Origin of the sequence: Verrucosispora sp. SN26_14.1 (assembly GCF_004307965.1) — a bacterium.
In the GTDB taxonomy this organism is placed as follows: domain Bacteria; phylum Actinomycetota; class Actinomycetes; order Mycobacteriales; family Micromonosporaceae; genus Micromonospora.
On sequence record NZ_SISL01000329.1, the window covers coordinates 1 to 6,588 of the forward strand.

At 63.4% G+C, this 6,588-nt stretch carries 8 protein-coding genes; 4 read left to right on the forward strand and 4 right to left on the reverse strand.

Translation table 11 applies throughout. The annotated features are described in order from the left end of the window. Nucleotides 1-53: 53 nt before the first annotated feature. Genes EYA84_RS23400 through EYA84_RS23410 form a run of 3 tightly spaced genes read right to left on the reverse strand, consistent with a single transcriptional unit; the run spans nt 54 to nt 812 of the window. Nucleotides 54-329, reverse strand: a complete 276-nt coding sequence (locus tag EYA84_RS23400; protein WP_236145918.1) for a hypothetical protein — start codon at nt 327-329, stop codon at nt 54-56. After that, a complete protein-coding gene (locus EYA84_RS23405; protein ID WP_162854380.1) occupies nt 326-568 on the reverse strand; it encodes a hypothetical protein in 243 nt (80 codons plus the stop codon). Before EYA84_RS23405 ends, EYA84_RS23400 begins: the two co-directional genes overlap by 4 nt. Further along, entirely contained in the window at nt 561-812 is a 252-nt protein-coding gene (locus EYA84_RS23410) for a hypothetical protein (RefSeq protein ID WP_131055364.1), read from the reverse strand. Before EYA84_RS23410 ends, EYA84_RS23405 begins: the two co-directional genes overlap by 8 nt. Before the next feature lie 383 nt (nt 813-1,195). Between EYA84_RS23410 and EYA84_RS23415 the strand changes: the two genes are divergently transcribed. The 4 genes from EYA84_RS23415 to EYA84_RS23430 all read left to right on the forward strand — a co-directional run bounded on the left by EYA84_RS23415 (nt 1,196) and on the right by EYA84_RS23430 (nt 5,534). Beyond that, complete coding sequence (locus EYA84_RS23415; RefSeq protein ID WP_131055366.1) at nt 1,196-2,419, forward strand: helix-turn-helix domain-containing protein; 1,224 nt, start codon at nt 1,196-1,198, stop codon at nt 2,417-2,419. A gap of 24 nt (nt 2,420-2,443) precedes the next feature. Further along, complete coding sequence (locus EYA84_RS23420; RefSeq protein ID WP_236145919.1) at nt 2,444-2,911, forward strand: NUDIX hydrolase; 468 nt, start codon at nt 2,444-2,446, stop codon at nt 2,909-2,911. A 363-nt stretch (nt 2,912-3,274) separates the two neighbouring features. After that, on the forward strand, nt 3,275-4,093 hold the full coding sequence (locus EYA84_RS23425; RefSeq protein WP_131055368.1) for a serine/threonine-protein kinase: 819 nt from the start codon (nt 3,275-3,277) through the stop codon (nt 4,091-4,093). A 13-nt stretch (nt 4,094-4,106) separates the two neighbouring features. Beyond that, nucleotides 4,107-5,534, forward strand: a complete 1,428-nt coding sequence (locus tag EYA84_RS23430; RefSeq protein WP_131055370.1) for a hypothetical protein — start codon at nt 4,107-4,109, stop codon at nt 5,532-5,534. On the opposite strand, the gene EYA84_RS23435 is transcribed toward EYA84_RS23430, so the two are convergent. Further along, the gene (locus tag EYA84_RS23435) at nt 5,509-6,276 is read right to left on the reverse strand and encodes a hypothetical protein (protein WP_131055372.1); all 768 of its coding nucleotides are present in this window, start codon (nt 6,274-6,276) and stop codon (nt 5,509-5,511) included. The genes EYA84_RS23430 and EYA84_RS23435 overlap by 26 nt on opposite strands. Nucleotides 6,277-6,588 lie beyond the last annotated feature (312 nt).

The following is a 6,588-nucleotide window of genomic DNA, read 5'->3' on the forward strand; positions in this document are numbered from 1 at the left end:
GCTGCATGAATTACAGCAGCTTATGAGTTGTTTGCATAACAGAACAAGTCAGCTCAGCCGTTCGGTGTCACACCCTCGACCGCAGCGGCCAGCCACCCCGACCAGGACGCCGACGTCACCACCCGTTCCGGCCGGGTCGCGCCGGGCCACCGACGCGGCAGGAAGCCGTACCGGCCGAACACGCGCAACGCCGCCCGACGCTGGGGACACGGACCATCTAACCGGCAGTCAGGACAACGCCCGTCCGCGCTCGACGGCGTGTGCAGATCAAGCTGCGACTGTGCGGCCCGCAACTGCTCCCGCACCGCCCCCGAGAGGTAGGTGGTCACCGTGTCTCGTCCGTCGGCGTGAACAGCCGCGTGGGTACGAGAACCTGCGTGCGTTCGCCGCGTTGGTGGCGTGGGGTGACCTTGGCGCCCTCGACCCAGATCCACTGCTCCCGCTCGGGCCGGTTCAGCACCAGGCGAACCCCGGTGACCCGCAGCGTCACTGGCCCGTCGGCGGGGCGGTAGCGGTCGGCTGCCTCGATACGCAGCACTGCGCCGAGTCGTACCCGTAGGTCAAACACCACGCCTCCTCGTCGTCCGCCGTGCCGTTCCGGGCGGGCCGGTGGGTTGGGGGTTGATCTGAAGACCGGCGATCTGCGCGAAGACCTCCCTTCGCGCCAACGCCTGCCCCGTGGTCGGGTTGATGGCGTAGCCGGTGAGCCACACCCAGCCGTCATACATCGGCCGATCCCCGATGGAGGACACCCGCAGCCACAGCGCCCGGTCACCGCCGAACTGCACCGACGCCCGGCGGTCTAGGAACACCAGGTCGCCCGGTTCGGGAACACCCGGCGGACGAGGTTCCGGCCTGCGAGGCACCGAGGCGGGCGGGCTCAGTCGGGACCGTTGTTCGGGTCGCGGCCCCATGCCAGCACCCACCCCGGGCCAGCCTCAGCAGGACGCCGTACGACCGGACCCGGCACAGTCCAGGCAGGACCGCCGGGCCAGCGACCGAGTCCGCTCCGCGCTTCGTCCGATCGCGCGGACCTCGGCGCGGGCGAGGGTGTACTTCCAGCCCGCACCGGAGCAGGATTGGCAGTTGGTCGATACGTTCAGCCCCGTCATGAACACAGGCTGTGGCACGAACCGCCTATCGACCCGGAAAATCCTTCCGGGGTCGCTACCGACCGAGGGGAGACAGTGAACCGGTGCCCGGGACCACGAACACCCTGACCATCGGCGAACGCGTCGCCTGGTACCGCCGTCGACGCGGCCTGTCGCAAGAAGTCCTCGCAGGACTCATCGGCCGTACCGCCGACTGGCTCGGCAAGGTGGAGAACAACCGGATCGAGCTTGACCGCCTATCCGTCATCAAGTCCCTCGCCGAAGTCCTGGACATTTCCCTCGGCGACCTCCTCGGCGAACCCTCCCTGCTCGACTGGACTGCTGACAGTGGCACCCAGACCGTCCCCACGCTGCGCGCCGCCCTCATGAACTACCGCGCCCTTGCCCCGTTCGGTGCCGGCACCGACGCGGAGCCGCCCAGCGTCGCCGTGCTCAGGAAAGAGGTCGGCGCGCTCTGGGACGGCTACCAGGACTCGCGATTCGGGTACGTCACCAGCCGCCTACCCGACTTGCTCCACCGCGCCCAGGCCGCCGCCGACCATCACGACGGTGACGACCAGGACGACGCCCGCCGGCTCCTCGGCCTGGCCTACCAACTCACCGCCACCCAGCTCACCAAACTCGGGGAAGCCGACCTCGCCTGGATCGCCGCTGACCGCGGCCTATCCGCCGTACGACCCACCGGCGACCCCCTCGTCACCGGCTCTCTGTTCCGCTCCGTCGGCCATGCCCTACTCGCCACCGGCCGCTACACCGAAGCCGTACGCCTCACCGAAGACGCCGCCGGATACCTCGAACCACACCTCAGCCAGGCCACGCCCGCGCTGCTGTCCGTCTACGGCACCCTGTTCCTGTCCGGCTCCATGGCCGCCGCCCGCGCTAACGACGCCGGCACCACCCGCACCTTCCTCACCGCAGCCGACCAGGCCGCCAGCACACTCGGCGCCGACGCCAACCACCTGTGGACCGCCTTCGGCCCGACAAACGTCGCCATCCACCGCGTCGCCACCGCCGCCGAACTGGGAGACCTACAAGTCGCCATCGACCTGGGCCCGCGCCTTGACACCGCCGGTCTACCCATGGAACGGCGAGTGCGGCACGCCCTGGAGGTCGCCCGCGCCTACAGCTCATGGAACCGGGTCGACGACGCGCAGACCACCCTGCTCGACGCCGAACAGATGGCACCCGAACAGGTCCGCCACCACTTCCTCAGCCGCCAACTCGCCCTCACCTGGGTACGACGCCAACGCGGCAAGCCCTCCGCAGAGTTGGTCAGCCTTGCCCGCCGACTCAAGGTGCTCGACTGACCTCAGCCCGTCTAGGCTGCCCTGGTGACGGCCAACGAGATGCCACCCGTGGCAACCCCACGCGTCGCCGCAGGCGCCCTCTTCCTCAACAACGAAGGCCACGTGCTCCTCGTACGCCCCAGCTACAAGAACCACTGGGACATCCCCGGCGGCTACGTCGAACCCGGTGAATCGCCCCGAGCCGCCTGCGTGCGCGAAGTCGAAGAAGAACTCGGCCTCACCACCCCCATCGGCCCGATGCTGGTCGTTGACTGGGCACCTGCCGAGTACGAAGGCGACAAGATCCTCTTTGTTTTCGACGGCGGAACGCTCAGCCCAGAGCGAGAAAGCGCCATCCGCTTCGTAGACGCAGAAGTCACCGAATGGCGTTACGTGCCCACCGACGACTTGGAGCAGCACGGCCCACCCCGGCTAGCTCGTAGGATCCGGGCCGCGATCGCCGTACACAGCAACGGCGGCTCCACATACGCCGAGCACGGCAATGCTATCTAGGCCACAGTTCGACACATGTTCGGCGCGCCCACAGCAAGATCACGATCGCACATCTCCCTGGTCTCGTCAGTCATCTGGCGAGCCACATGAGTTGGCCATGGGCGCGCCGCGGGCCATCGAGCCGCCGAAGACCAAAGAGCTAGCCGACAGGTCACTCAACGACTGTAAGTCAGAGGTCATAGCCGACCGGAGACGAGCCGGATTCGGACGAGCCAACGAGGACCAAGGCTAGGCCGTCACCGGACCGCCGGAAGCCGATCGCGCCTCACGAATTACGCTATCTGCCAAGACGAACGAAAGCCGCTGTCTGGGCAAAAGGGAGAGCACTCGCCCTCGATCCCAGAATTGCCTAAGCTGGCCAGCATGTCTCCGCAGAGTCCCCGGCTTGATCCAAACCTCGTTAGCAATGCCCTCGGTACAGATGCCGCCCTTCTCGGAGTTGGCACCTTTGGTGACACTTGGAGGGTTGGAGACCGCGCCGTCAAGATCCTCTGCGGAGCTCCTGCCGACCCGCGGCGCATCGAACGCGAGGTGGAGGCACTGCAGCGTGTTAGCCATCAAAATGTTGTTGGCCTCTACGCTTTGACTGACTTGTTCGTAGACGGCCGTTCCTACCCGGCTCTTGAGTTCGAATACATTGCTGGGGGCGATATAGCCGAGAGGATCAACAAGCAAGAGTGGCCCGACCCAGACGAGGCAGAGAGCCTGCTCGCAGCCCTCCTCGCAGGATTGCATGAGCTACATGAGAGCGGAACGATTCATCGCGACCTGAAGCCGGCAAATGTGGCGCTCCGGGATGGAAACTGGCAGAGCCCCGTGATTCTCGATCTCGGACTTTCGAAGCAAGTTGATGCAGCCACGCTGACCGTCTATCCAGGCATCCTAGGCACCCCAATGTACATGGCGCCGGAGCAGTTACGAAGCCAGCCTGCCCACAAGGCAAGCGACCTGTTCGCTGTAGGGGTGATGGTGCATCAGTTACTAAACCGACAGCACCCCTTCTACGACGAAGGCGTGACCTATGAATTTGACCGGATGCTGGAGGCCGTGGAGGCCGGAGCGCGCCCGCTAACGGCGACGGCGCCCGAGGGGTTGCGTCGCGTTCTGGATCGACTACTCTCTGTCCAAGCTCACAAGCGAGGCAGCACCCGGAGCAACCTCCGGATACTGAGGCTGCCCTGAGGGGAGGAAGCCCGTGGAGAGCTTTTGGGAAGAATCGCCTGATGAGTATCCATGGGATGAGCTTGACGAAATCGATGACAGCAGTGCGGAGAGCCAGCCGCCCGTTCAGTACGAGGTGATGGCACTCGCCGAAGAACATCCTGCTTACATCGTGCTCGCTGGCGGCCAGTCGGGAACTGTTGTCTCTACACCGCCAGCTGGCTCAATCACCAGGGCCGGCCTCGCCTCTGCTATCCCCACCAGAGACCAAGCACTTGACGGACGACGCCCCCTCTTCCTGTATCACGCCGGCCAACCGAACTTTGCGCAGGGTAGAGAAGTGCTGAGTCGCCTACATGCGAACCACGGCTCCACACTGGGCCTCGGTGTAGTCACCAGCTTGCCACGTCATGTTCCGAACAAAATTGCAGACGTTTTCAACTGCCAGGTGGCGGCTGTCCGCATCGCCGATCCCGAGGGGTTCTGGGCAGATCGGGGATCGCTCGTCCTTGAGAACGAGGACCCAGCCTTCCACGCGAACGCGAATGCGGGGCAAGCGGCCGCTCGCCGAGCGGCGAACATGCGACAGCGGGCTCCCTACCTCGACCTTATTGGGCAGGAGGGCTTCGTTGAGGAGGTTGTAGCTGCCCAACGCCTTGCAGGGGCAAACGTCGTCCTGACGTCGGGACGAGCGCTAAGTCCTTCGCGTGCGGCGCGGAGCATTGCCGAGCTCATCGATGAGGGGGACCACGTCCATTCCCTCCTCAGGAGCGATGAACGAATGGCGCTGAACATAACCCTGCCGCACGACTTCATGACGAATCGCCCGCTCGCCGAGCTACTTCTAGCGGAGCTACTGGAACGGGATCAGTTTGACACGTGGTATGTACGGGGCCAGTGGCGCTACAACGAAGCCGGCCCGGTACTCCGGGATCCCGACGTCCTCACTTTCTATAAGGAGATCAGCAATCTCGCCGAAGAGGAGGAACGTAAGCTGATTTTCCCCCAATCCGGCCTGACGGGGTGGTACTTCCTGGCACACGGGGCAAGAGGTTTTGGCACAGGCACTACCGGGGCACAGCAGGCATTCGTGCAGTACCGACCCTTCGCTAGGCAGAAAAATATCACGGATGTACAGAGAATTTTTGAGCGCGCTCTCATCCACTCCATCGAGTTCGAGACGCATCTATCGCTTTTAAGCCAAAGAGGTCATGTGTCCTGCGACTGCCGCTGGTGCGAAGCGGTCCATCAGACGGGTGCATACAATAAGGGCACTCTTCAGTGGCATACCTTGTACGCCCAAGGGCAGTTGTGCGCCGCCGCCAAGGGTGTGGACTCTGCCGGGGGAGCACGAGCGGCTGTTAGGCGAATCGTACGGCGTGCCCAGCAGTTCAGAGAACAACAGTCGCTGCTCGGGAAGGACGACCCCAAGCATCTCACGAACTGGTTGCAGCTGCTTTGACCCGGGAACGGTCCGACCCGAACATCGATGACCACTCCCACTCGGACTCACCGAGAAGGTGAAGGCGAGTGACGCGTTCTGCAAGAACTGTACGGGCAACCCGTCGGCTGACTCTTGCAGGGGCCGGCTGATGTACGGTCAGCGAGCCGGATATGTTCAAGCCCGCCATTCCGATGCACATTCTTTGAAAGTGCGTAAGATTGGATAGCGCTGGCCTTACTGCGGCCCCATCGAGGATGACCCACGCCATGTCAGCGCCAACGGCATGGCGTTGGGCTTGCCACAGTGCCCGCTTCCATGCAGCGACCTTGGCCTCCACCGTCACGAGCCGTTGCACAGTCGAACGGAACGTGTGATTCGCTTGCCATTTTCCACGTGCCACCTTCGACACATGTCCTGCAACAGCCAGACAAGGAAGAACATCGGAAGATAAATAGCCAGGCGACATTCCAATCGCCGTCGCCACTTCACCGGTAGAGACAACCTCCGCGCGGCGATCAGCAAGGAAAGTCATTGCAGAAACACCGACCGCATCAACGATCGGCGCCAGCCCTCTGCTGGAACGGCATTCCAGTTCCTCTTCGTCAAATATGGCGAGAACCAGGTCCGGTATTCCGGCGGTGGCCTTGACTTGGAAGAAGTGCTTCACAGCGCCGCCGCATGTTGATGCCAAGATGTCCGCACAGGCCGCCACAGGTGAATACATATCCGCTTCCCTGGCAAAAGAATCTGACATCAACATACAGTAATCCTAATCTCCTTGGGATAAATAGATCAAGATCTAGGGAGTTGCGGCTCTCTGCATTCATTCTATACGGACTACACTAGCGCACTTGCCAAGCTTTGTCGTGCCCCACAAGCAACAATGAGGTACCGATTCAGCTCACCTGCCAACCTTGGCAAGACCACCCTGACCGGCATTTTCGCTGAGCCAGGGCTCTCTCTGCGCCGGTCGGCCGGCACCGCAAGTTACGGAGCCAGACTCGATTAAGGTTTTGTTGAAGGGGCAGCCCGCCGTTCGACCTGGTTGATCATCTGGTTTGACGCCCCGTAG